We start from the raw sequence: 21996 nt of genomic DNA on the forward strand, positions 1-21996 counted from the left end.
AAGGAGTTAATTATGAAAGCATTTCCAGAAACATTTCTTTGGGGTGGCGCAACAGCTGCCAATCAGGTGGAAGGTGCCTGGCAGGAAGATGGCAAAGGGATCACGACCTCAGATTTACAGCCTCATGGCGTAATGGGAAAAATGGAACCGCGCATCCTGGGGAAAGAGAATATCAAAGATGTCGCCATCGATTTTTATCACCGTTACCCGGAAGATATCGCGTTATTTGCCGAGATGGGCTTCACCTGTCTGCGTATTTCCATTGCCTGGGCGCGAATTTTTCCTCAGGGCGACGAAGCCGAACCGAATGAAGCGGGGTTAGCGTTTTACGATCGGCTGTTTGATGAAATGGCGCAGGCGGGGATCAAGCCGCTGGTAACGTTATCCCATTACGAAATGCCATATGGGCTGGTGAGAAACTACGGTGGTTGGGCGAATCGGGCGGTCATCGATCACTTCGAGCATTACGCCCGTACGGTCTTTACCCGCTATCAACATAAAGTGGCGTTATGGCTGACGTTTAATGAAATCAACATGTCGTTACACGCGCCATTCACGGGCGTGGGGCTGGCAGAAGAGAGTGGCGAGGCGGAAGTTTATCAGGCGATCCATCATCAACTGGTTGCCAGTGCGCGGGCGGTTAAAGCCTGTCATAGCCTGATCCCCGAAGCGAAAATCGGCAATATGCTTCTCGGTGGGCTGGTTTATCCCCTCACCTGCCAGCCACAGGATATGTTGCAGGCCATGGAAGAGAACCGGCGCTGGATGTTCTTTGGTGATGTTCAGGCGCGTGGTCAGTATCCTGGCTATATGCAGCGTTTCTTTCGCGACCACAATATCACCATTGAGATGGCTGAAAGTGACGCAGAAGATTTAAAACATACCGTTGATTTCATCTCTTTTAGTTATTACATGACCGGTTGTGTTTCCCACGATGAAAGTATTAATAAAAATGCGCAGGGCAACATACTGAACATGATCCCCAATCCGCATCTGAAAAGTTCAGAGTGGGGGTGGCAAATTGATCCTGTTGGATTACGGGTTCTGTTAAATACGCTTTGGGATCGTTATCAAAAACCGTTATTTATTGTCGAGAACGGATTAGGCGCAAAAGACAGCGTTGAAGCGGATGGTTCGATACAGGACGATTATCGAATTGCCTATTTAAACGATCACCTGGTACAGGTAAATGAAGCGATTGCCGATGGTGTGGATATTATGGGGTACACCAGTTGGGGGCCAATTGATTTAGTCAGTGCATCTCATTCACAAATGTCTAAGCGCTACGGCTTTATTTATGTGGATCGTGATGATAATGGCGAAGGAAGCCTCACAAGAACACGCAAGAAAAGCTTCGGATGGTATGCAGAAGTGATCAAAACGCGGGGGCTGTCATTAAAAAAATAACCAATAAAGCACCTTAATTATCGTCGCATTCAGAACAGTCTGGATGCGATGCGTTAATTCTTTCTTTGCACCATAAAGGGATATTATGTTTAGACGAAATCTTATTACCTCTGCCATCTTATTAATGGCACCGTTAGCCTTTTCCGCACAATCATTGGCTGAATCATTAACGGTGGAACAACGCCTTGAGTTATTAGAAAAAGCGTTAAGAGAAACTCAAAGCGAACTCAAAAAATATAAAGATGAAGAGAAGAAAAAATATACGCCAGCGACGGTGAATCGTAGCGTAAGTCCGAATGATCAAGGGTATGCCGCCAATCCGTTCCCGACCAGTAGTGCCGCAAAACCTGATGCTGTACTGGTTAAAAATGAAGAGAAAAATGCCAGTGAGACGGGCTCGATTTATTCTTCCATGACCCTGAAAGATTTCAGTAAGTTTGTGAAAGATGAAATTGGCTTTAGTTACAACGGCTACTACCGTTCTGGTTGGGGTACAGCCTCTCATGGTTCACCTAAATCATGGGCGATAGGCTCTTTGGGCCGCTTTGGTAACGAATACTCCGGTTGGTTTGATTTGCAGTTAAAACAACGAGTCTACAACGAAAACGGCAAACGGGTTGATGCCGTTGTGATGATGGATGGTAACGTTGGTCAGCAGTATTCTACCGGCTGGTTTGGCGATAACGCCGGTGGCGAGAACTATATGCAGTTCTCCGATATGTACGTTACCACCAAAGGTTTCCTGCCCTTTGCGCCAGAGGCTGATTTCTGGGTAGGTAAACACGGTGCGCCGAAAATTGAAATCCAGATGCTTGACTGGAAAACGCAGCGTACTGATGCCGCAGCGGGTGTAGGTCTGGAAAACTGGAAAGTCGGTCCGGGTAAAATTGATATCGCGCTGGTTCGCGAAGATGTCGATGATTACGATCGCAGCCTGCAAAACAAACAGCAGATTAATACCAATACCATTGATTTACGTTATAAAGATATCCCGCTATGGGATAAAGCGACTTTAATGGTGAGCGGTCGTTATGTCACGGCAAACGAAAGCGCATCGGAAAAAGATAATCAGGATAATAACGGGTATTATGACTGGAAAGATACCTGGATGTTTGGCACATCTTTAACGCAGAAATTTGATAAAGGTGGCTTCAACGAATTCTCCTTCCTGGTCGCGAATAACTCTATCGCCAGTAACTTTGGCCGTTATGCTGGCGCAAGTCCATTTACCACCTTTAATGGCCGTTATTATGGTGATCACACCGGCGGAACAGCAGTTCGTCTGACTTCGCAGGGCGAAGCCTATATCGGCGATCATTTTATTGTGGCTAACGCGATTGTTTACTCCTTCGGTAACGATATTTATAGCTACGAAACAGGCGCACACTCTGATTTCGAATCTATTCGTGCGGTTGTTCGCCCGGCCTATATTTGGGACCAATATAACCAGACAGGTGTTGAGCTGGGCTATTTCACCCAGCAAAACAAAGATGCGAATAGTAATAAATTTAATGAGTCTGGTTATAAAACCACGCTCTTCCATACCTTTAAAGTCAATACCAGTATGTTGACCTCGCGCCCGGAAATTCGTTTCTACGCTACGTATATCAAAGCCCTGGAAAACGAACTGGATGGCTTCACCTTTGAAGACAATAAAGACGACCAGTTTGCTGTCGGTGCCCAGGCTGAAATCTGGTGGTAATGGAACTTAATGAAAGGAATATTACGATGAATATAAAAATTGCTGCTTTAACGCTGGCTATTGCCAGCGGTATTTCTGCTCAGTGGGCCATAGCAGCGGATATGCCAGCCAGCCCGGCCCCCACTATTCCGGTGAAACAATATGTAACTCAGGTCAATACCGATAACAGCGTGACCTTTCGCTACTTTGCCCCTGGGGCAAAAAATGTCTCCGTAGTGATGGGTGTTCCGGTTCCGGACAATATTCACCCGATGACCAAAGACGAAGCGGGAGTCTGGTCGTGGCGCACGCCTGTCCTGAAAGGCAACCTGTACGAGTATTTTTTCAATGTTGATGGTGTACGCAGCATTGATACAGGCACCGCAATGACTAAGCCTCAGCGCCAGGTTAACTCCAGTATGATTCTGGTGCCAGGCAGTTATCTGGATACGCGTTCTGTTGCGCATGGTGATTTGATCGCCATAACTTACCACTCCAACGCGCTGCAATCCGAACGTCAGATGTATGTCTGGACCCCGCCAGGATACACCGGCATGGGCGAGCCTTTGCCAGTGCTCTATTTCTATCACGGTTTTGGTGATACCGGACGTTCCGCTATCGATCAGGGGCGTATCCCGCAAATCATGGATAACCTGCTGGCTGAAGGGAAAATTAAACCGATGCTGGTGGTGATCCCGGATACAGAAACCGATGCGAAGGGCATTATTCCCGAGGATTTCGTTCCTCAGGAAAGACGTAAAGTCTTTTATCCGCTGAATGCTAAAGCGGCAGATCACGAACTGATGAACGATATTATCCCGCTGATTAGCAAGCGTTTTAATGTCCGTAAAGACGCCGATGGTCGTGCACTGGCAGGGCTTTCACAAGGTGGGTATCAGGCGCTGGTATCGGGAATGAATCATCTGGAAAGCTTTGGCTGGCTGGCCACATTCAGTGGTGTTACCACGACAACCGTACCGGATGAAGGTGTCGCTGCCCGGCTGAACGATCCGGCAGCTATTAACCATCAACTACGTAATTTTACTGTGGTTGTGGGGGATAAAGATGTTGTAACCGGCAAGGATATCGCCGGGCTGAAAACTGAGCTTGGGCAGAAAAAAATTAAGTTTGATTACCAGGAATATCCCGGCCTGAACCATGAAATGGATGTCTGGCGGCCTGCCTATGCAGCCTTCGTACAGAAATTATTTAAATAAAATAAGGCATTAAGATGAAATTAATTATTACCGAAGATTACCAGGAAATGAGCTGTGTCGCGGCACATCATCTGCTTGGTTATATGTCGAAGACGCGTCGTGTTAACCTGGCAATTACCGCCGGTAGCACGCCCAAAGGCATGTACGAATACCTCACCACTTTGGTTAAAGGTAAGCCCTGGTACGATAACTGCTATTTCTATAATTTCGATGAAATTCCATTTCGTGGCAAAGAGGGAGAAGGCGTAACGATTACCAATCTGCGTAATCTGTTTTTCACCCCTGCGGGGATCAAAGAAGAGAATATCCAGAAGCTCACTATTGATAACTACCGCGAGCATGATCAGAAACTGGCGCGTGAAGGCGGCCTGGATTTGGTGGTGCTGGGATTAGGTGCAGACGGTCATTTTTGTGGCAATTTGCCGAATACGACCCATTTCCATGAGCAAACCGTGGAGTTCCCGATCCAGGGAGAGATGGTCGATATTGTGGCGCATGGTGAGTTGGGCGGCGACTTTTCGTTAGTGCCTGACAGCTACGTGACGATGGGGCCGAAAAGCATCATGGCGGCGAAAAACTTGCTGATAATTGTCAGTGGCGCAGGTAAAGCGCAGGCACTGAAAAATGTTCTGCAAGGTCCGGTAACCGAAGATGTTCCTGCTTCCGTGTTGCAGTTGCATCCTTCGCTGATGGTAATCGCTGATAAAGCCGCTGCCGCAGAATTAGCTTAAAACATAAGGCCGGATGTATGAATTACGCTCCGGCCTGTTCTTATCATATAAATAACTACGAAAAATCCCCCGCAGTCTCAGCTTACCGCAGTGGAGACAGCGGAAGAATGCCCAAACCTGCACCACTACAGATCAATAAAATCTGAATAAACAACTTATTAGATAAATAGTAGGGGATTCGCAGCGATAAGAAGCATGGGCATACCGTGGCATGTTGGTATAGGCGCATCTGGCAATCATCCCAGTCATACATAGTTACCGGGCTGATAAACTTTCTCCCTGAAATATTGCCACACAAACTCACCTCGAAACTCTCCCCAGTGCAATGCAAATATATTATTTCATTTGGATTATTTTACTTTTAATGTAGTGCCCCGCTATAAAAACATTTTTATTATTCCTTTCATTTATATCGCTGCCTGCACAGAGAATGGAAAAGAAAACAAAAACCAGGGTAAAAGCCCTATATCGAAACATAAAAAATGAGCGATTTTTTACAGTATTCATAGGTGGTTTAGTCATAATCGTAGCAAACCAACACCCAAGTATGCTTTTTTAAGACAAATCGGCAATGTGTTGTGCTCGGGCGAATAAATATTGTGTTCAGGAGAAATGATTATGGCTATATCATCATATAATACAGTTACAGATAATTTTTCTACGCTGACTAAAATGACAGATGAAAATAATAGATTACAAAAAAAGTCAGAAAAATTTTGTTTGTCTGTTGGTAATGAGGAGAAGTATTCAATAACCCATAAAGATATAACAAACCTTATAACTGGTGATAGACAATCTTTTCTTAAACTCACTCTTTGGGAATTTATACTCGATCTCTTTCCCATGTATCATATTAAGGAGGCTAAAGAAACAATTGTAGAATTTGTAACGAAAACTGAGGACAAAGTTAAGAGATTTGAGAGAATTAAATATCTCGCCATTCCAGAAGAAAAATGGCGCTTTAGTGCGACTACAGAATTTACAGTAGATGAGAATAAAGATATTATTGTTAGTAGAGTATTTAAAATAAATATTAACTCGAAAGATCATCATAATGAAGCTGAAGAAAATAAAATACATTCTGTATTTTCAGAAGTACTCAGCTTGGATATTTATAAGCATGATATACAATTTGACGAGAAGGCTTTACAATCAGGGATATTGAAAATGCAGTTCCCTAATGATAATGAAAAGCTAAGCGTATATTTAAAAAATAAAATCCCCTTTGAAAATATGACAATTGATTTATCTGCACTGAAAAAAGATGTTCTGGTATCGCTAAAACAGTGTCACTTTAAAAATATGACATTCACTGGTAATATATCTTACGAGAACCTTAATGGCCCAGTATTTGAAAATTGTTTTTTTGAGAGTTGTAATTTCGAGAATGTGTCCCTTGTTGGCTTTGATAAAGTGACCTGTAAAGACTATGACTTTGTGTGTAGAGTAAAACCAAATAATAAAATACCGATTTACGGTATGTTTAAAGGGTGTTTTTTGTATCAATGCGAAATGAAAAATTTCAAGATAGAGACATCAAAAATATACTCTGTAAATCAAGATCCCAAAGAGGGTAAGAAAGTCGGTGCATATCTGTTTATGCAGTCATTTGTTTATGAAAGTAATCTTCAAGATGGAGACTGTAAAGAAGCAAGTGTTATTGCAAGCGGTTTATTATCTTGCAAGATAGCAAAGCTTAATGGTGATGGAATGGATTTCATAGAAACTTCGTTTTATAGAAAAACTAGCGATCGTTCTAGAAATAGTAATAATTTTTATGATTGTGATTTTCGTTATGTTAATATGACATGCAAACGAGATGGAATTCGTGAAGATTTACGAGATTATGATCCCAGAAAATATTTCGCAAAAAGTGAAAATAAACTTAATCTGGATAAACATCTTTTAGATGTAATCCAAGAAAATATTTTCCAAAATATGAAGACTCATTATAATATAAATGACGATATAGATAATCATCTAAAACTTAATAATTGCTGTTTATATGCTGCTTGTTTGGGCGAGTTAACCGGTGGAAATCCTTTGCATGATTGTGAAATTGATACTTATACCACCAGGTTAAGTGGTAATCTTGCTGCAAACACTCAGGTTAAAATTCCTGTTTATATGTCCTATAGAGGAGCTATAGCTGAAAATGATATTTTACCTTTCATGAAAAAGTTAACGGAAATTGATTCACGGATAAAAGATATTAATGAACATAGCGATAATTTGAAGAATAATTACAAAAAGGCACTAGCCGATTTACAATCCTTATTAGTTAATCTGCATAACATCATGCCTGGTGATGATGTAAAAGATTTTCAACTTAATGATGAAACTATAAAATATATCATAGACAATGTTTTGTACAATAGAAAAAAAGATATAGCTAATGAAATAGATATTGATAAAGTGAATTTCATGCACAATATCTATAATAACCTTGATTGCTATAGACGTTTCGATGAAAATGGGAAAATAAAAACATATCGTTCTATTAATCCAAATGGCAATAGATTTTACTTTGATTTTAATGATTTGCAATTTCTTTACTACGATCATGAGAAGAAGAATGGTCCTAAAGTGGAGGATTTTGTGAAAATGCAAAATGTTTTTTTAACGGTGAAAAACTTTAAGGCAGAAGAAAAAATAAACCAGGAGAAGTATACAGAAAAACCAGCAGATGTAGCCCGTGAAATTGCTTCATTCTTTGACATTGAACAATATTTACTGGGGGTCATTGATAGAAATGGTAATTATATTACTGAGAATTTTACTGCTAAAATGAAAATGCTATCCAAACTTACTGTCGAAAGAAATGCTCAGCTCGAAAGAAAGATTTATTTTGATGAAAAGATGCTTGAATTAAATGATAATGATGAAAAAGGAAAAGTCAAAATCGAAAATGATATAGAGAAAATAGATAAAATTATTGAAGAAATAGATAATAAAATCTTGGATCTTTCCTCTGAAACAGAGAGATTTAAGATAAACTTTCAACAAAAAAATATACTTAATGATGTAGTTCAAGGTATCAGTCGTTGGCTAAAAGAAAATCATCTTATGGTGGAAGCTATTAAGAAAACTGATACTGAATAATAACGTGGCGAATAAATAAACGGAGCAAGTCGTTCCTGAAACAATGAGGTTATACGAAAAGACGCTTACTCATCAGAAATCTGGTATGCTTTAATTAAACCAGTGTCGTTGATGTGTAAGCGTTGATGTTGGGAGTCGATTAAATTGTTATATCACTACTATGCCCTTTCCAGACGACGTATAAGAGTGCAACATGTTGAGTTTTCCGAGTGAATGGTGCATTTTATTAACCGAGCCATTTGAATCAACCAACGAAAGAAACAGACTGGAATAATAAGTCTGTATGTATTATTCATCGCAATCGTACTCTACGGTTTTATACTGCTGAAATGAGACTGCTTCCAGCGGTTGTGGATGATCCTTGGGCGACAGTCATAGTCTGGTGTCAGGATTCACAAATGACCTGTTTCCTGACATGGATATAAACACAACATAGAGTGCGGTAGTTAATCTGAATAATCTATAGTCGGCTATTCAACACAAAACAACATTATTGATTCTTTATAAGAAAGAATCTCGCCATCATTTTTATATAAATCATTATTAAGAAAATCCAGAAGCTCTTGCCTTACACTATAAATATTAGCCTTATGGTCTACCAACGATAATAATATATCCTTAACGCCTTTTAATTTTATATCTTTATCAGATATTGTATTAAGTGTGAAGATGATATTACGTTTATTATAACTGGAGAACCAATATTTTAGAATGTTATTCGTCCACTTTGTTGGTGTCTTAATTAGTTGCGCTGTTGTTGTTTTTACATTATTAAATGTGGAACCGCTAAAATTTGTCCCGACGCATGAAATGAAATTCATCTCTGAATTGTCAAAATTGCAATTCTTTATCTCACACATATCAAGGTTAACATCATGAAATGTCGAATATTTCATGTTTGTATGTGAAAATAAACATGCAATAAACGTTATATATTGCAACCTGGCATTACAAAAAGATTTATTTTTAAAATCAAAACAACAGGTTTTTTTTATTTTGAAATTGTTATTATATCTGCAATGTAAAGAAATCATGTTTTTTATTAACTGATAACACCATTGTGATGATTCTGGTAATTCATAGGGATATAAATGGAAGTTTTCATCGAGTATAACCTGTGCATTATGGTTGTTTATTGAAGATATATGGAAGCTATCATTTGTTAAAGCTATGGTTGTGCTAAAATTATGGTGGTGATCAGCACTCATGAAATCAAATGTAACAATGTCGTTGTTTCCTTTCTTTTCTTTGTGATATGCGTTTAAAAAAGAAATATTTTCGATCTGTTCATCAGTTAATGTAAATGGCATTTCGTCATCAAAGAAAGCGTAATCGGCATTTGGGAGTGGAATACTCTCAATTGAGCATAGTTTTAATAAAAAAACATGAAAACAATGAAACATGTTTTTATGCATAAGAGAACTTAATCTCTGTTGTATCTTCTGTAGTTCTCCTTTGGGGAATAAATGCTGCTCATTTGAAAATGAGCCATCTAAAATAAATTTATATGTAAAAAGGTCCTCTCTCTGACCAGTTATCAAAAAATCGTCAGGTAATTTAGAAAAACGATTGAGATGACATAAATATTCCATTTGCTCCATGTCTATATACTTATGGGGAAGTGCGTGGTTGGTGGTGTGCCAATAAGATTATCCATAAATCACCTTGATAAAATTTAATAAAATCTCTTTATTTTAACTTCGACAATAAAAGCGGCTATAAAAAAACGCTCATTTTCTGATGCTGCGGTTAACCCGTGGAATGTACCGTTAACCCCCTAAAAATTGCAAATCCAGGGTGAACACCCTGGGTTAAAATGGAAATAATGAGCTATTTTTTACAGTATTCACCGGTAATATAAGTAACACTTGTTGCTAACCTAACTAGCAGTACAGTTAATTAACAACATAGAAGTTATTATTTTTCAAACAAAACAACTCAATATTGCACGCCGGAGGGTTTATGGCCGTTAAATTAAAACCAGATGTTTTTGTTAATACTAATCCTTTTTTAGAAGCAATGAATAAGGAGAGACTTAATCATAAAGGATATTGTGATAAAATTGCTGTAAGTATTAATAATAAGAAATATAATGTAAACTCTAAGGATATTGAAAATATTCTTGATGGCAAAGGGGATTTATTTAAAAAACGTACGCTGTGGGAGTTTGTCCGCGATCTTTTTCCCGGCTCTCATATTAAAGAAGTTAAAGGCTTAATTTACGAATTTGTCACGAAAGTTGATAATAAAGCTGAGGTGTTCGATAAGATTAAATCTCTGGCAAAAATAGAACAACAATGGCGATTTAGTACTAAGACAGACTTCACCACAAATGAAAATAATGAAGTTATTGTGAGTAGATCCTTTAATCTCTACACGGGGGCTACTCCGAATGATGACGAAAAGAAACAGGTTTCTTCAGAGAGATTAACGCTTGATAATTATCTTTATGATTCACATTTTGATAATTCTCCCTTGAATAGATTAACGTTTGATGATTATTCTGTAAAACTTAAGACGCTGATTAAAAATAGAATCCCTATTATTAATACAACAATCGATTTATCATCGTTGTCTAAGGATGTTTTAAATTCATTAAAATATTGTAGTTTTAAAAATGTAATTTTTTCAGGAGTGATAAACAGTCCTAATCTTGAAGGCCCGGTTTTTGAAAATTGTTATTTCGAGGATTGTCAATTCAACAATATACAGCTTTATGAGCCTATTAATAATACTGTGGGGTCCGAAAAAAATAAACCAATAATAGGTATGTTTAAAGGTTGTTTTATTTCTAAATGCAAAATTGAAAATTATAGATGTGAGACGTCTAAAGTCTACAACGTTACACAACCTGTAAGTATTAATGAAAAATTAGGTTCTTATCTTTTTATGCAGTCTTTTGTTCAGGATTGCACAATTCAGGGGGGATATTGTCCTGGTTCGAGTATACTTCTGAGTCATTTTTATAACTGTAATATAGCAGGACTTGATGCTCATAGAATGGATTTTTTAGCAAATTCGTTCAACAAGTCTAACTATGATGATACCAGGGAGCAGGATACCGGAACTGTCTTTTATAATTGTAATTTGAAGCATGTTAAAATAAACAGTGGTCTTAGTGAAGATGGTTCAGATAAATATATGTTTAACCCCGATGATTATTTTTCTGATTATATTGAAAGAAGATCGAGAAATCTTAGGTTAGATGATAATTTTTCGAAATGTATAGATAATATAAAGAAAGGAATTAACTCTTCATTTAGCAAGAACAATACAGAGAACAATAATGTTTTCTTTAAAAATAGTAATTTGATTGGGGCAAGTTTAGGCGGTTATTACAGTGGAGATAGGTGCAAAGACTGTGCTATTGATACAAATACAAATTATTCAATAAATGGTCTTACAGCGCGAAAATACACTTATATGGATCTGGACGGAGCTATAAGTAAAGAACAGATACCTGATTTCTTAAAAAAGGTAAGTGCTATCAATATCGATATAATAAATTTTTACAATTCCGAGTCAAAGGCTAATAAAAAATATAGAAACGCATTTTTAGAGTTAGAGTCGTTTTTGTCTACACTTTATGGTGAAAATAAATCGTACGAGGGAAAATATCATTTTGATAATAGTAGGGTTGATTTTTTTATTTTTAAAGATATGCAGGAAAATGCACAAAATATCATTAACAATATGATAGAAAGTGACCGGATTAAGTTTGTTGAATCTATAATAAATAAAATGATTCTGTCGCCAGATGGAACAATACTTACTGAGAATCTAAAAGAATATGTCCAAAAGCAAATAAAGGAGTCTCATAAAGAATCTGCTACAAATGTAACATTTGATTATAAGGAACTTGCATCCATTTTTGAAGGTGTTGAAGAAAAACAAGTTGAAGCGCTATCAAACCAACTGGAACATATAAAATCTTTTAAGACAGATTACGACTCAAGGCTAAATAAGTTTGCTCGCGATTTTCAATATTTATCCAGTGCATTTGCAATTAACAGGCAGGATTTATTAAAAAACTATCAGGAAATAAACGCTTCCATTAAAGATTACGATGACTTATTGCGAAAAATTAAAGATTTAACCATAAGTCGTGATAAATTAGTAGATGATAAAAGGACTTTATTTGATAACAAAAGGGACAGTTGGAATACTAAAGAAGTACAGAATGAAGTAGAGGCGTTAAATAATAAGATTGCTGACTGTGACAATGAGATACGTTCTAAGCTTACTATTATTCGAAATAATAGACTTGAGAATCAATATAAAGACGATAAAAACATCAGTGACGCGATGCGTAATATTCTGAATTGGTTCGAACAGTATCCCGATATTGTACAAAATATAACTCGGGCTAACTATGCAGAGGGTGGATGACAGGACGAATAACGACATAAATTATTCATAGGGAATAGACGCTTACTCATCAGACACCTGGTGTTCTTTATCTCAAACTAGCGTGACTGATGTGTAAGCGTTGAAGTAAGGAGGCGATTATCGCGTTATATTCCAGCTGCGTGCCTTCCAGAGCGCAGGCAGCTGCCCCAGCTCGGTAAAGGTGGTGACTTTCGGGTGAACGATCGGTTTATTGTGCGGGTCAGCGCAGAAGTAAAACACTTCCATTCCGGCATCGATTCCTGATTGCGCACCGGCGCTGGAGTCATCGACCAGAATGCAGTTTTCAACGTTCACATTCATCGCTTTTGCCGCATGGAACATTAACGCCGGGTCGGGCTTCCAACGCTGAATATCGTAGCCGCTGAACAATTTTTCCGGGAAGTAGTGCAGCATATTGAGCTTACCCAGCGAATGCTGCATTTTGCTGACCGGACCGTTAGAGACGACGCACATCGGCACGTTAATGCTCGCCAGTAATTCGTTCGCTCCTGCGATGTCCGCAAGTTCGGTATCAAACAGACGTGCTACTTCTGCGCGGTAAACGTGCTCGGCATCGGCCTGGACCATCGTCACGCCCTGTTCTTTACTGATGATGTCGATGATTTCGTAGAGTTTTACGCCTTTAAAACGGGTAAAAATCTCTTCCAGGTCAACGTGAATGCCAAATTCCCTGAACATCGTGACATAGGCGCGAGAGCAAATGACCTCGCTATCGACCAGCGTACCGTCGCAGTCGAAAAATACCGCTTCTATCTGGGACATGTCTTTCCTTTATCGTTAGTTTAACGTTTTCGTCATGCCAATTCGCATCACGCAATCGTTGCCGTATAAGCAAATACAATGAAAAAAAGTTATCTTCAGCCGTCCATATTGTCTCATTTTGGTATACGATAGCGACGGATTTTCCCTCCTTGTTCGGAAATAGATAATGAGTCAACAACACACAACCCAGGCTTCTGGCCAGGGGATGCTGGAACGCGTGTTTAAACTGCGCGAACATGGCACGACGGCACGGACCGAAGTGATCGCCGGTTTTACCACCTTCCTGACGATGGTTTACATCGTTTTTGTTAACCCGCAAATTCTTGGCGTTGCTGGCATGGATACCAGCGCCGTCTTCGTTACTACCTGTCTGATTGCTGCATTCGGCAGTATTATGATGGGACTGTTTGCTAACCTGCCAGTTGCACTGGCACCCGCTATGGGCCTGAATGCGTTCTTCGCTTTTGTGGTTGTGCAGGCGATGGGCTTGCCGTGGCAGGTCGGGATGGGCGCAATCTTCTGGGGCGCGATTGGTCTGCTGTTACTGACGATTTTCCGCGTTCGCTACTGGATGATAGCCAACATTCCGGTGAGTCTGCGTGTGGGCATTACCAGCGGTATCGGCCTGTTTATTGGCATGATGGGACTGAAGAATGCAGGAGTGATTGTCGCTAACCCGGAAACGCTGGTCAGCATCGGTAATCTGACTTCTCACAGCGTGCTGCTGGGGATCCTCGGCTTCTTCATCATCGCCATTCTGGCCTCACGCAACATTCACGCGGCGGTGCTGGTTTCCATCGTGGTGACGACGCTGCTGGGCTGGATGCTGGGTGATGTCCACTACAATGGCATCGTTTCTGCGCCGCCGAGCGTAATGACTGTCGTGGGTCATGTAGATTTAGCCGGGTCGTTTAACCTCGGGCTGGCAGGGGTGATTTTCTCTTTCATGCTGGTCAACCTGTTTGACTCCTCCGGTACGCTGATTGGCGTGACCGATAAAGCAGGTCTGGCGGATGAGAAGGGGAAATTCCCGCGCATGAAGCAGGCGCTGTATGTCGACAGTATCTCTTCGGTGACCGGTTCGTTTATCGGTACTTCTTCTGTTACGGCGTATATCGAGTCCTCTTCCGGCGTTTCCGTTGGGGGGCGTACCGGCCTGACGGCAGTCGTTGTTGGTCTGCTGTTCCTGCTGGTTATCTTCCTGTCGCCGCTGGCGGGGATGGTGCCAGGCTACGCTGCAGCTGGCGCGCTGATCTACGTGGGCGTACTGATGACCTCAAGTCTTGCTCGCGTGAACTGGCAGGATCTTACTGAATCTGTTCCGGCGTTTATTACCGCTGTGATGATGCCGTTCAGCTTCTCGATTACCGAAGGTATTGCGCTGGGCTTTATCTCCTACTGCGTGATGAAAATCGGTACCGGACGTCTGCGTGATCTAAGCCCGTGCGTAATCATCGTTGCGCTGCTGTTTATCCTGAAGATTGTGTTTATCGACGCTCACTAAAATCGATAGCGCGTTAAAAACCCGCCATGCATGATTGCTGGCGGGTTTTTTATTTAGATCTTAACTCGCTGAATAAACTCGCCAAATGCGGTCAATTGCCCGGTCAGGTGGTCCAGCGTACCCTGATCAATCACTTCTCCGGTTTGCGGATCAACTTTGTTCTGAATCACGCCGCCCATAAATTCCGGCTTGTTCATCACCATTGCATCGAGGAAAACCAGAATCTGGCGCAGGTGATACTGACAGCGCGCGCCGCCAATCACGCCCATTGAGCTGGTCTGAATCAACACCGGTTTACCGGCCAGCGGTTGATCCGGCAGGCGGGAAAGCCAGTCGATGGCATTTTTCAGCCCACCCGGTACCGAGTAGTTATATTCCGGCGTGACGATCACCACACCGTCAGCCTGACGGATCTGTTCCGCCAGAGCTTCAACCGTTGCTGGAAAACCTTCTTCCTGCTGTACGTCAGCGTCATACAAGGGAATATCGGCAATGGAAGGTAACGCATTGACTTCCATGCTCGCCGGAGCAATTTTCGGCAGGGTACGTGCAACCATGCCATTAAATGAGCCTTTGCGCAGGCTCCCCAGTAACGTAACCACCTGCAATTTTTCAGACATGATGACTCCTGTGGTTGTCTATCAATTTGGCGAAAAAGACTTCACGGTAGAGAGTTGGGCAAAACGCATCATCCGGCTGGTAGGATTGTTGGCGCGGCTGTGAATATCTGGCAGGCTTTTCCAGCCGTGTTTGCCATCTAACTCCCAGACACTGAGCTTTTCAATCGTAGGCGTGACCGCCACGGACCACACCAGCACGTCCTCCGCGTCGCATAACGCTTCTACATGATTTACATGAGCACATTTCAGGCGTCCGGCAATGGGCAGCAACTGCAGATCGCGCGGATCGTCATTCAAAACATCACCGGTTAGTTTTAGCACGCTTCGGCGCAGCGTGATGAGCTGCGCCCGCGCTTCGTTAGGATCGTTTTGTTTACTGATCCATAGCGATTCATTGCTGGAAAAGGTGTGGTTATCGGGCGCGTGTGGGCTATGAAACCCGCGCGTCGCACGCTGCAGTTCCATATCGAGGCCACATTCACCTTCGGTTGTTAACGCCACGCCAACCATATTCCCGGCATAGGAAATAGAAAACGAAGGCAAATTTTTATCGCTGAAAACCGGTTTACCTTTCGGCAGGGTGACGATTTCCGGCAATTCGCCAATGCCATACAGCATGAACATCAGTTCTGCGAGTAAACCTCTGGACGCCAGAAAACGGCTTTGACGATGAGGGGTAATGTTTCGGGCTTCTTGATGACACTGGGAGGGGAGACGAACAGAAATCAGATGTCCTTCCGTTAAAATCCCTCGGGCAAAGTGAGTCGCCATTTTTCGCTCCATGCTTAATGGTCCATTATGAATACAAGAGTAATCATATACTGGAATGATGGACAGACTAAAGCAGCTAAAAGTTCGATTCAGACAAGCTTATTACAACTTTTTTACATTTTATTGTGAAATTGGGTCGCGTTTCATACGATTCGGTTATGCCATCGACGCGTAAAGATTTTTAATGGTTTCCCGTAACCAGACGATCTTCGGATTATGGCTGTTCCGTTTATGCCACAGCAGGGTAAAAGGGACTTGCAGCTTTTTTTGCTGGCTTTCGTCAAACGGGAGAGGAAGAGCAACCAACGGCAGTTGGTGGAGTTGATTGTAGTACTGACAGTAGCGCGGTGCGGTCGCCAGTAGCAGATTGTCGGGCTGTGCTGCCATAAACAGTGACTGCTCGAATTCCGGCAGGCTCATAGCAATCGTACGTTCGCGTCCCAATTCCTGTAACACATTGTCCAGCGCCCAGGTATCGCTCTGTTCCCAGCAAATGCTGATATGCGGATAACGTAAAAATGTGTCCAGATTCCACGTTTCATGCAGTGCAGGATGATCTTTGCGTAACCAGACGCAGGGCACATCACTAAACAGCACTTCATAATCAATGGCTAACGGTAGCGAACTTAACAGCTCCCGCGAACGGGGATGACTTTCGCGACCGGAAAAACCAATATCGACTTCACCACGAGTAATAGCATCTAAGGAATCGTAATCCCAGTTACGTAATTTGATGGTCGCCTGCGGGTATCGTTGGTAGATCCGTTTCGACAGCGCATTAAGCATGATCATCATTAGCGGTGATTCTGCTGCCAGCTCAAACTTCAGGCCGCGCGGTGTCTGGTGGTGCGGTTTATCCAGCAGCAGGTTGCTCATTTGCATCCACTCCGCCAGATTTTGCTCCATGCTGACCATTAGCGGTGTGGGCGACAGCCCCAGCGGTGAGTTCACAAAGAGCGGGTCGTCAAACCACGCTCTTAACTTTGCCAGCGACTTACTCACCGCCGAAGGGGTCACGTTCATCCGCTTCGCCGCTTTGGTCACGCTGCGCTCCTGCATCAGCAGTTGCAGACAGAGCAGCAAATTGAGATCAAGCGTGGTGATGGATTTCTTCATGAGCGGCAACGGGGCGTCCAGGCGCGACGAACATAATCAGCAACAGGCTCACTATGCTACAGGCAATCAGAATCCCGATCAGCATATTCCATGCGCCGATACCAACCACCGCTGCCAGCCAAATCCACAGTGACGAACCGCAAACCTGCGCAATACCTAAGGTCGAGCTGGCTACGCCCGCGCGTAATGAAAACGGCCCTAACGCCTGACTCATCGCCACACCAAAACCTACCGAGAAACCGGCGCAAATCAGCGTGATACCAAACAGAGAAACCGCATGGGAAGGTGAAACGGCAAGAGTGATGCCCGCCGCCAGGAATAACACCTGTGAGGTGATCATCAACGTACGTGGCTTAAAAATCCCCAGGGCAAATGGTGTGGAGAATGAAACGGTCATGCTGACGCCAGCGGTCAGCGCCATAATGGTGGCGTATTCTCCGCGCTCAAAACCCATGATTTCCATCAGCAATACCGGCGATGTATTAACGAAGGTGAGGATCACCGAAACGCTGAGGGTGGTGATAACAACACGGCTGAGGAAAAACCGGTTAAGCAGCGACTCGCTATTTTCTCGTGGTTTGTCAGAAGCTGCGGGGGCGGCAGGGCGCGTTTCTTTTAAAATAAACAAAGACAACATCAGTACCGCGACACCCATCGTTGCCATCGTCCAGAACAGACTCTGCCACGGGAATTTAAGCATAATCAGGTGTCCGAGCACCGGCGCTAACACCGGAATGATGCAGGTAATGCCGTTGAGTAGCGACAGTACTTTAGCCCGACGTCGATCATCCAGTGTGTCGCGTAAAATGGCGAACGCCACCACGTAACAACAGCCCGCGCCCAGCCCCTGTAGAAAGCGCCCTGCAAGAAATAACGTGCTGGTTTCAGCCAGTGAACAGAACACCGAGGCGATAATAAATAGCGCCGCGCCGGGTATGGCGACAGGCTTTCTCCCTGAACGATCGGCCACTTTACCGGCAATTAACATCGCAGCTGCCATGCCCGCCAGATAAACGGAGAACGCAATATGCAACTGCGCTTCGCTGGCATTGAGATCGGCGGCGATGCGCGGTAAACCAACGAGGTACATATCAATCCCGGCGGGATAAAGTAAAACCAGGGCAAAACTACAAATCAAAAAGCGGGACATGGGCTAAAGCGTCCTGATAGTAAGGTGACGCAAAGCATACGTGGTGAAGGAGAATCAGGCGAGTTGCCATTTGGACATAAGTGATTTCCTGACAGGCAAGAAGCCAGCGAAATGGCTGGCTTCTTGAAGGGATCAGCCAAATTTAGGTAACACGTTAAAGACGTTACCGAACCAGCATAAAATTACGGTTATACCAAAGAGAATGACAATCGCCGGAATAAGATTGCCGCCCCAGACCGTGAACATCTGATTGGGAAACTTCTTGCGGGCTTTGATTGCCAGTACAGCAGGAATTATTACCGCCCAGATGGTGGCGCACAGTCCGGCACCGCCGATCCCGTAAATAAAGCCGTTCGGGAAGATCAGATACAACAACGCAGGTGGCAGGAAGGTTAACAGCACGGTTTTGAAACGCCCGGCGTGGGAGTTATCAATCTTAAACAGATCCGCCAGATAATCGAACAATCCCAGCGTGACACCAAAGAACGAACTGGCAACAGCTAAGTTGGAGAACACCAGCAGGCAAAACTCGATAATCCCATGCTGTTTGGTGCCGAGGAACGATTTCACCAACGAATCAACGTTGCCGCCTGAAGAGATAATCGCCTTAAAGCTTTCTCGCGGGATATTCCCCATGGTGCAATAGAGCCAGAAGAGATAAATCACCAGCGCCAGCAGCGAACCGAAGACCACGCTTTTGATTAGCTTATCTTTGCGTTTTCCATAGCAAATAATCAGGCTGGGAATATTGCCGTGGAAACCAAATGACGCCAGACACACCGGCAAAGCCATAAAGATATACGGGAAATAAGATGTTCCCGCAGTGGTGCTGGTGGCATCGCGCAGAATGGAATAATCGACCTGGAAGAAGAAAGAACCAAACACGATCACAAAGGAGATAATCTTCAACCCGAGGAACAACGAGGTAATACGACTGGCGGCTAACGAGCTTATCCACAATACGCTGGCAACGAAAATGGCTGTGCAGATCCCGACAATACGTGGATTAGCGTGATAACCCAAATTCATTGATATCGTTTCACTAATGATCGCACCATTAGCAGAGATATAGGCATAAGTGAGGATATAGAGAACGAAGGCAACGGTAATACCGCTGATAATGTTCCAGGTGTTACCGATTAAATCTTTGGTGATGGTGTTAAAACTGGAGCCGACGGGATAATTTAAATTTGCTTCTAATAACAATAACCCGGAATGAAGCATTGAAAACCAGGCAATGATAAGGATAAAGGCACCCCAGAAAAACCAGGCGCCAGCAAGATCAACAGGTAAAGCAAACATACCTCCACCAATTACTGTACCTGCTATAACCATAACACCCCAAAATGCAGAGTGCTTTTTTTCAGCTTGATCAGTCATGATGCCACCTTTAGAGGAAGGCTATTTTTGTTATTGAGGATGTAGGGAATTAGAGTGGCTAACATCCTTATAGCCACTCTGTAGTGTTAATTAAACTTCTTTCAGTTTTGCGGTGAAGTGACGCAATACTTTCGGTTCGTAGGTAAAGGTTAACCCTTTAATATTCGCCGCGTTCTCTTTCACATGTTTAAAGGCTTCAATAATGAAGTCCATATGTGTTTGAGTATATGTTGCACGCGGAATGGTTAAACGCAGCAGTTCAGCCGGGCATGGCAGTTGTTTACCGGTTTTCGGATCGCGGCCTAACAGGAAAGAGCCAATTTCTACCGCACGGATACCGGCGACTTTATACAGCTCGCAGGCCAGCGCCTGTGCCGGGAACTGATCTGCCGGGATATGCGGCAACAGTTTACCGGCATCAACGAATGCCGCGTGACCGCCCGCCTGCTGGCAGACAACGCCAATCTCTTCCAGACCATCGACCAGATACTGCACCTGCGCAATACGATAAGCCAGCCAGTCCAGATTCATGCCGTCATACAGACCTACCGCCAGACGCTCCATCGCGCCGCCTTCCAGACCACCATATGTCGGGAAGCCTTCCTGCACCACGCAAAGGGTTCTGCATTCGGTGTACACATCAAAGAAGCTGTCGTCTTTCATGCACAGCAAGCCACCCATCGGCACCATCGCATCTTTCTTGGCGGACATCGCCAGCATATCGGCATATTTGTAGGTTTCGCGGGTGATCTGCTCGATGGTCCAGTCTTTGTATTCTGCTTCACGCTGCTTGATGAAATAGGCGTTTTCAGCAAAGCGTGCGGAGTCCATTACCACCGGAATATCGTATTTCTTCGCGATGCTGTACATCGCTTTTAAGTTTGCCAGTGAAACCGGCTGACCACCTGCAGAGTTACTGGTGATGGTCGCAACGATATATGGCACGTTATTCGGGCCAACTTCTTCAATGCCGCGTTCTAATCCCTCAAGGTCAAAGTTGCCTTTAAAGTCGTAACGCACGCCCGTATCGAAGGCTTCTTTGATATAGACGTTACGCACGGTACAGCCGTTAATCTGGCTATGGCCCTGCGTGGTATCAAAGAAATAGTTAGAGAATGCCACCATTTTGCTGCGATCCAGGCCTTTTTCCTGCTCGCGTTTTTTAATCAGTACCGGAATATAGATTTGTTCTGCACCACGGCCCTGGTGAGTCGGAATAGTGTATTGATAACCAAAGATATTTTTTACTGATTCGGCTAACGCATAGTAGCTGCGGCTGCCGCTGTAAGCTTCGTCGCCGCGCATCATCGCGGCCTGCATACTCTGCGTCACCGCCCCGGTGCCGCTGTCGGTCAGTAAATCGATAAACACATCTTCGCTATCCAGCAGGAACGGGTTCATACCGGATTTAATAATTGCTTCTTCACGATAAGCGCGAGTGGTACGTTTTACTGGCTCAATAACACGAATGCGGAACGGTTCAGGGAGATGTTTAAAGTTTTCCATTACATAATCCTTCATTTATTTTAATTACAGTGATCCCTGTGAATATTACATCTGCTATACCGATTAATTCGCCAGATATATATGTAAGTACCATCATTTACTAAAACAAGTAAATAAACGAGAGATGGCCTTTGCAAAAGGCAAAATTAAGATATAGCAAACAAATAGATCACATTGAATCTAATCGGTTTGGCTCTGGTGATGGCTACAGAAGGGCAAATCAAGGGCGGTGATCGACAATCTTGTTGTCAATATTGAACCATTTTGAGGTCACACATATATGTAAGATATTCATAATGCACTTATCCTCGAAAGACACGAGGCTACAGTATAATACTCAAGAATTTTGTCTATTCTAAAATTGTTTAAATGTGAATCGAATCACAATTAGATATTGTCTGTGTTTGTGATGGCTGGCCCATGCAAAATATTAGCAAAAATCCATAAATGGATAAATTTTTTAATTTTTATCATTATTGTTGAAGATGATGGCATTGATTATAGGGGTTCCATTACAAGGAGCTGTTTCCCTCATTGACGTCGCGGTTTACTCACTTCATTACCAGGTTGATGACCTGATGGGGTAATGACGTAAAAAGACAAATAACTCTATAAATGAGCGAAATTTGATAGTTGGTT

At 42.9% G+C, this 21996-nt stretch carries 15 protein-coding genes and 2 pseudogenes; 8 read left to right on the forward strand and 9 right to left on the reverse strand.

Features of this window, described 5'->3' with window-relative positions; all coding sequences use genetic code 11:
* Window positions 1-12: 12 nt before the first annotated feature.
* From bglB to ACK8NJ_RS23710, 6 genes and pseudogenes are all read left to right on the forward strand, one after another.
* A complete protein-coding gene (gene bglB, locus ACK8NJ_RS23685; RefSeq protein WP_411962006.1) occupies window positions 13-1407 on the forward strand; it encodes a 6-phospho-beta-glucosidase BglB in 1395 nt (464 codons plus the stop codon).
* A gap of 85 nt (window positions 1408-1492) precedes the next feature.
* Window positions 1493-3109: a carbohydrate-specific porin BglH gene (bglH, locus tag ACK8NJ_RS23690; protein WP_097446923.1), complete on the forward strand. Its 1617-nt coding sequence runs from the start codon at window positions 1493-1495 to the stop codon at window positions 3107-3109.
* 26 nt (window positions 3110-3135) lie between these two features.
* Window positions 3136-4305: an alpha/beta hydrolase gene (locus ACK8NJ_RS23695; protein ID WP_001366768.1), complete on the forward strand. Its 1170-nt coding sequence runs from the start codon at window positions 3136-3138 to the stop codon at window positions 4303-4305.
* Window positions 4306-4319: 14 nt separating this feature from the next.
* The gene (locus ACK8NJ_RS23700; protein ID WP_000766870.1) at window positions 4320-5036 is read left to right on the forward strand and encodes a glucosamine-6-phosphate deaminase; all 717 of its coding nucleotides are present in this window, start codon (window positions 4320-4322) and stop codon (window positions 5034-5036) included.
* Between the two features lie 618 nt (window positions 5037-5654).
* A pseudogene (locus ACK8NJ_RS23705) lies at window positions 5655-5790 on the forward strand (hypothetical protein).
* A complete protein-coding gene (locus tag ACK8NJ_RS23710) occupies window positions 5757-8138 on the forward strand; it encodes a type III effector protein (RefSeq protein WP_077632893.1) in 2382 nt (793 codons plus the stop codon). The pseudogene ACK8NJ_RS23705 and the gene ACK8NJ_RS23710 overlap by 34 nt, the downstream one beginning before the upstream one ends.
* A gap of 470 nt (window positions 8139-8608) precedes the next feature.
* Here ACK8NJ_RS23710 and ACK8NJ_RS23715 read toward each other — a convergent pair.
* Window positions 8609-9795, reverse strand: a pseudogene (locus ACK8NJ_RS23715) (type III effector protein).
* 305 nt (window positions 9796-10100) lie between these two features.
* Here ACK8NJ_RS23715 and espY4 point away from each other — a divergent pair.
* Complete coding sequence (gene espY4, locus ACK8NJ_RS23720; RefSeq protein WP_411962007.1) at window positions 10101-12527, forward strand: T3SS effector EspY4; 2427 nt, start codon at window positions 10101-10103, stop codon at window positions 12525-12527.
* Between the two features lie 117 nt (window positions 12528-12644).
* Here the strand turns inward: espY4 and yieH are convergent, their stop codons facing one another.
* A complete protein-coding gene (gene yieH, locus ACK8NJ_RS23725; RefSeq protein WP_000078054.1) occupies window positions 12645-13310 on the reverse strand; it encodes a 6-phosphogluconate phosphatase in 666 nt (221 codons plus the stop codon).
* A gap of 166 nt (window positions 13311-13476) precedes the next feature.
* On the opposite strand from yieH, the gene adeP reads away from it, so the two are divergent.
* Complete coding sequence (gene adeP / locus ACK8NJ_RS23730; RefSeq protein WP_000082693.1) at window positions 13477-14814, forward strand: adenine permease AdeP; 1338 nt, start codon at window positions 13477-13479, stop codon at window positions 14812-14814.
* A 53-nt stretch (window positions 14815-14867) separates the two neighbouring features.
* Here adeP and yieF read toward each other — a convergent pair whose 3' ends face one another.
* The 7 genes from yieF to tnaC form a co-directional block, all read right to left on the reverse strand.
* Entirely contained in the window at window positions 14868-15434 is a 567-nt protein-coding gene (yieF, locus tag ACK8NJ_RS23735) for a class I chromate reductase YieF (RefSeq protein ID WP_001291268.1), read from the reverse strand.
* Between the two features lie 21 nt (window positions 15435-15455).
* The gene (locus ACK8NJ_RS23740; protein ID WP_411962008.1) at window positions 15456-16205 is read right to left on the reverse strand and encodes a 4'-phosphopantetheinyl transferase family protein; all 750 of its coding nucleotides are present in this window, start codon (window positions 16203-16205) and stop codon (window positions 15456-15458) included.
* 156 nt (window positions 16206-16361) lie between these two features.
* The gene (gene yidZ / locus ACK8NJ_RS23745) at window positions 16362-17321 is read right to left on the reverse strand and encodes an HTH-type transcriptional regulator YidZ (protein WP_089704869.1); all 960 of its coding nucleotides are present in this window, start codon (window positions 17319-17321) and stop codon (window positions 16362-16364) included.
* Window positions 17296-18471, reverse strand: a complete 1176-nt coding sequence (mdtL, locus tag ACK8NJ_RS23750; RefSeq protein WP_328180517.1) for a multidrug efflux MFS transporter MdtL — start codon at window positions 18469-18471, stop codon at window positions 17296-17298. The genes yidZ and mdtL overlap by 26 nt, the downstream gene beginning before the upstream one ends.
* Window positions 18472-18603: 132 nt before the next feature.
* Window positions 18604-19851 carry a low affinity tryptophan permease TnaB gene (gene tnaB / locus ACK8NJ_RS23755; protein WP_000131908.1) on the reverse strand — a complete coding sequence of 416 codons (1248 nt, stop codon included), beginning with the start codon at window positions 19849-19851 and terminating at the stop codon, window positions 18604-18606.
* A 90-nt stretch (window positions 19852-19941) separates the two neighbouring features.
* On the reverse strand, window positions 19942-21357 hold the full coding sequence (gene tnaA, locus ACK8NJ_RS23760; protein ID WP_001295247.1) for a tryptophanase: 1416 nt from the start codon (window positions 21355-21357) through the stop codon (window positions 19942-19944).
* A gap of 220 nt (window positions 21358-21577) precedes the next feature.
* Complete coding sequence (tnaC, locus tag ACK8NJ_RS23765) at window positions 21578-21652, reverse strand: tryptophanase leader peptide (protein WP_001364348.1); 75 nt, start codon at window positions 21650-21652, stop codon at window positions 21578-21580.
* Window positions 21653-21996 lie beyond the last annotated feature (344 nt).

It is taken from the genome of Escherichia sp. F1, assembly GCF_046764225.1.
Taxonomy (GTDB): domain Bacteria; phylum Pseudomonadota; class Gammaproteobacteria; order Enterobacterales; family Enterobacteriaceae; genus Escherichia; species Escherichia coli.

Excerpts from the sequence above, each read along its gene's own strand:
- bglB (WP_411962006.1), top strand. The coding sequence starts at position 13 with ATGAAAGCATTTCCAGAAACATTTCTTTGGGGTGGCGCAACAGCTGCC.
- bglH (WP_097446923.1), top strand. The coding sequence starts at position 1,493 with ATGTTTAGACGAAATCTTATTACCTCTGCCATCTTATTAATGGCACCG.
- ACK8NJ_RS23695 (WP_001366768.1), top strand. The coding sequence starts at position 3,136 with ATGAATATAAAAATTGCTGCTTTAACGCTGGCTATTGCCAGCGGTATT.
- ACK8NJ_RS23700 (WP_000766870.1), top strand. The coding sequence starts at position 4,320 with ATGAAATTAATTATTACCGAAGATTACCAGGAAATGAGCTGTGTCGCG.
- espY4 (WP_411962007.1), top strand. The coding sequence starts at position 10,101 with ATGGCCGTTAAATTAAAACCAGATGTTTTTGTTAATACTAATCCTTTT.
- yieH (WP_000078054.1), bottom strand. The coding sequence starts at position 13,310 with ATGTCCCAGATAGAAGCGGTATTTTTCGACTGCGACGGTACGCTGGTC.
- adeP (WP_000082693.1), top strand. The coding sequence starts at position 13,477 with ATGAGTCAACAACACACAACCCAGGCTTCTGGCCAGGGGATGCTGGAA.
- yieF (WP_001291268.1), bottom strand. The coding sequence starts at position 15,434 with ATGTCTGAAAAATTGCAGGTGGTTACGTTACTGGGGAGCCTGCGCAAA.
- ACK8NJ_RS23740 (WP_411962008.1), bottom strand. The coding sequence starts at position 16,205 with ATGGCGACTCACTTTGCCCGAGGGATTTTAACGGAAGGACATCTGATT.
- yidZ (WP_089704869.1), bottom strand. The coding sequence starts at position 17,321 with ATGAAGAAATCCATCACCACGCTTGATCTCAATTTGCTGCTCTGTCTG.
- mdtL (WP_328180517.1), bottom strand. The coding sequence starts at position 18,471 with ATGTCCCGCTTTTTGATTTGTAGTTTTGCCCTGGTTTTACTTTATCCC.
- tnaB (WP_000131908.1), bottom strand. The coding sequence starts at position 19,851 with ATGACTGATCAAGCTGAAAAAAAGCACTCTGCATTTTGGGGTGTTATG.
- tnaA (WP_001295247.1), bottom strand. The coding sequence starts at position 21,357 with ATGGAAAACTTTAAACATCTCCCTGAACCGTTCCGCATTCGTGTTATT.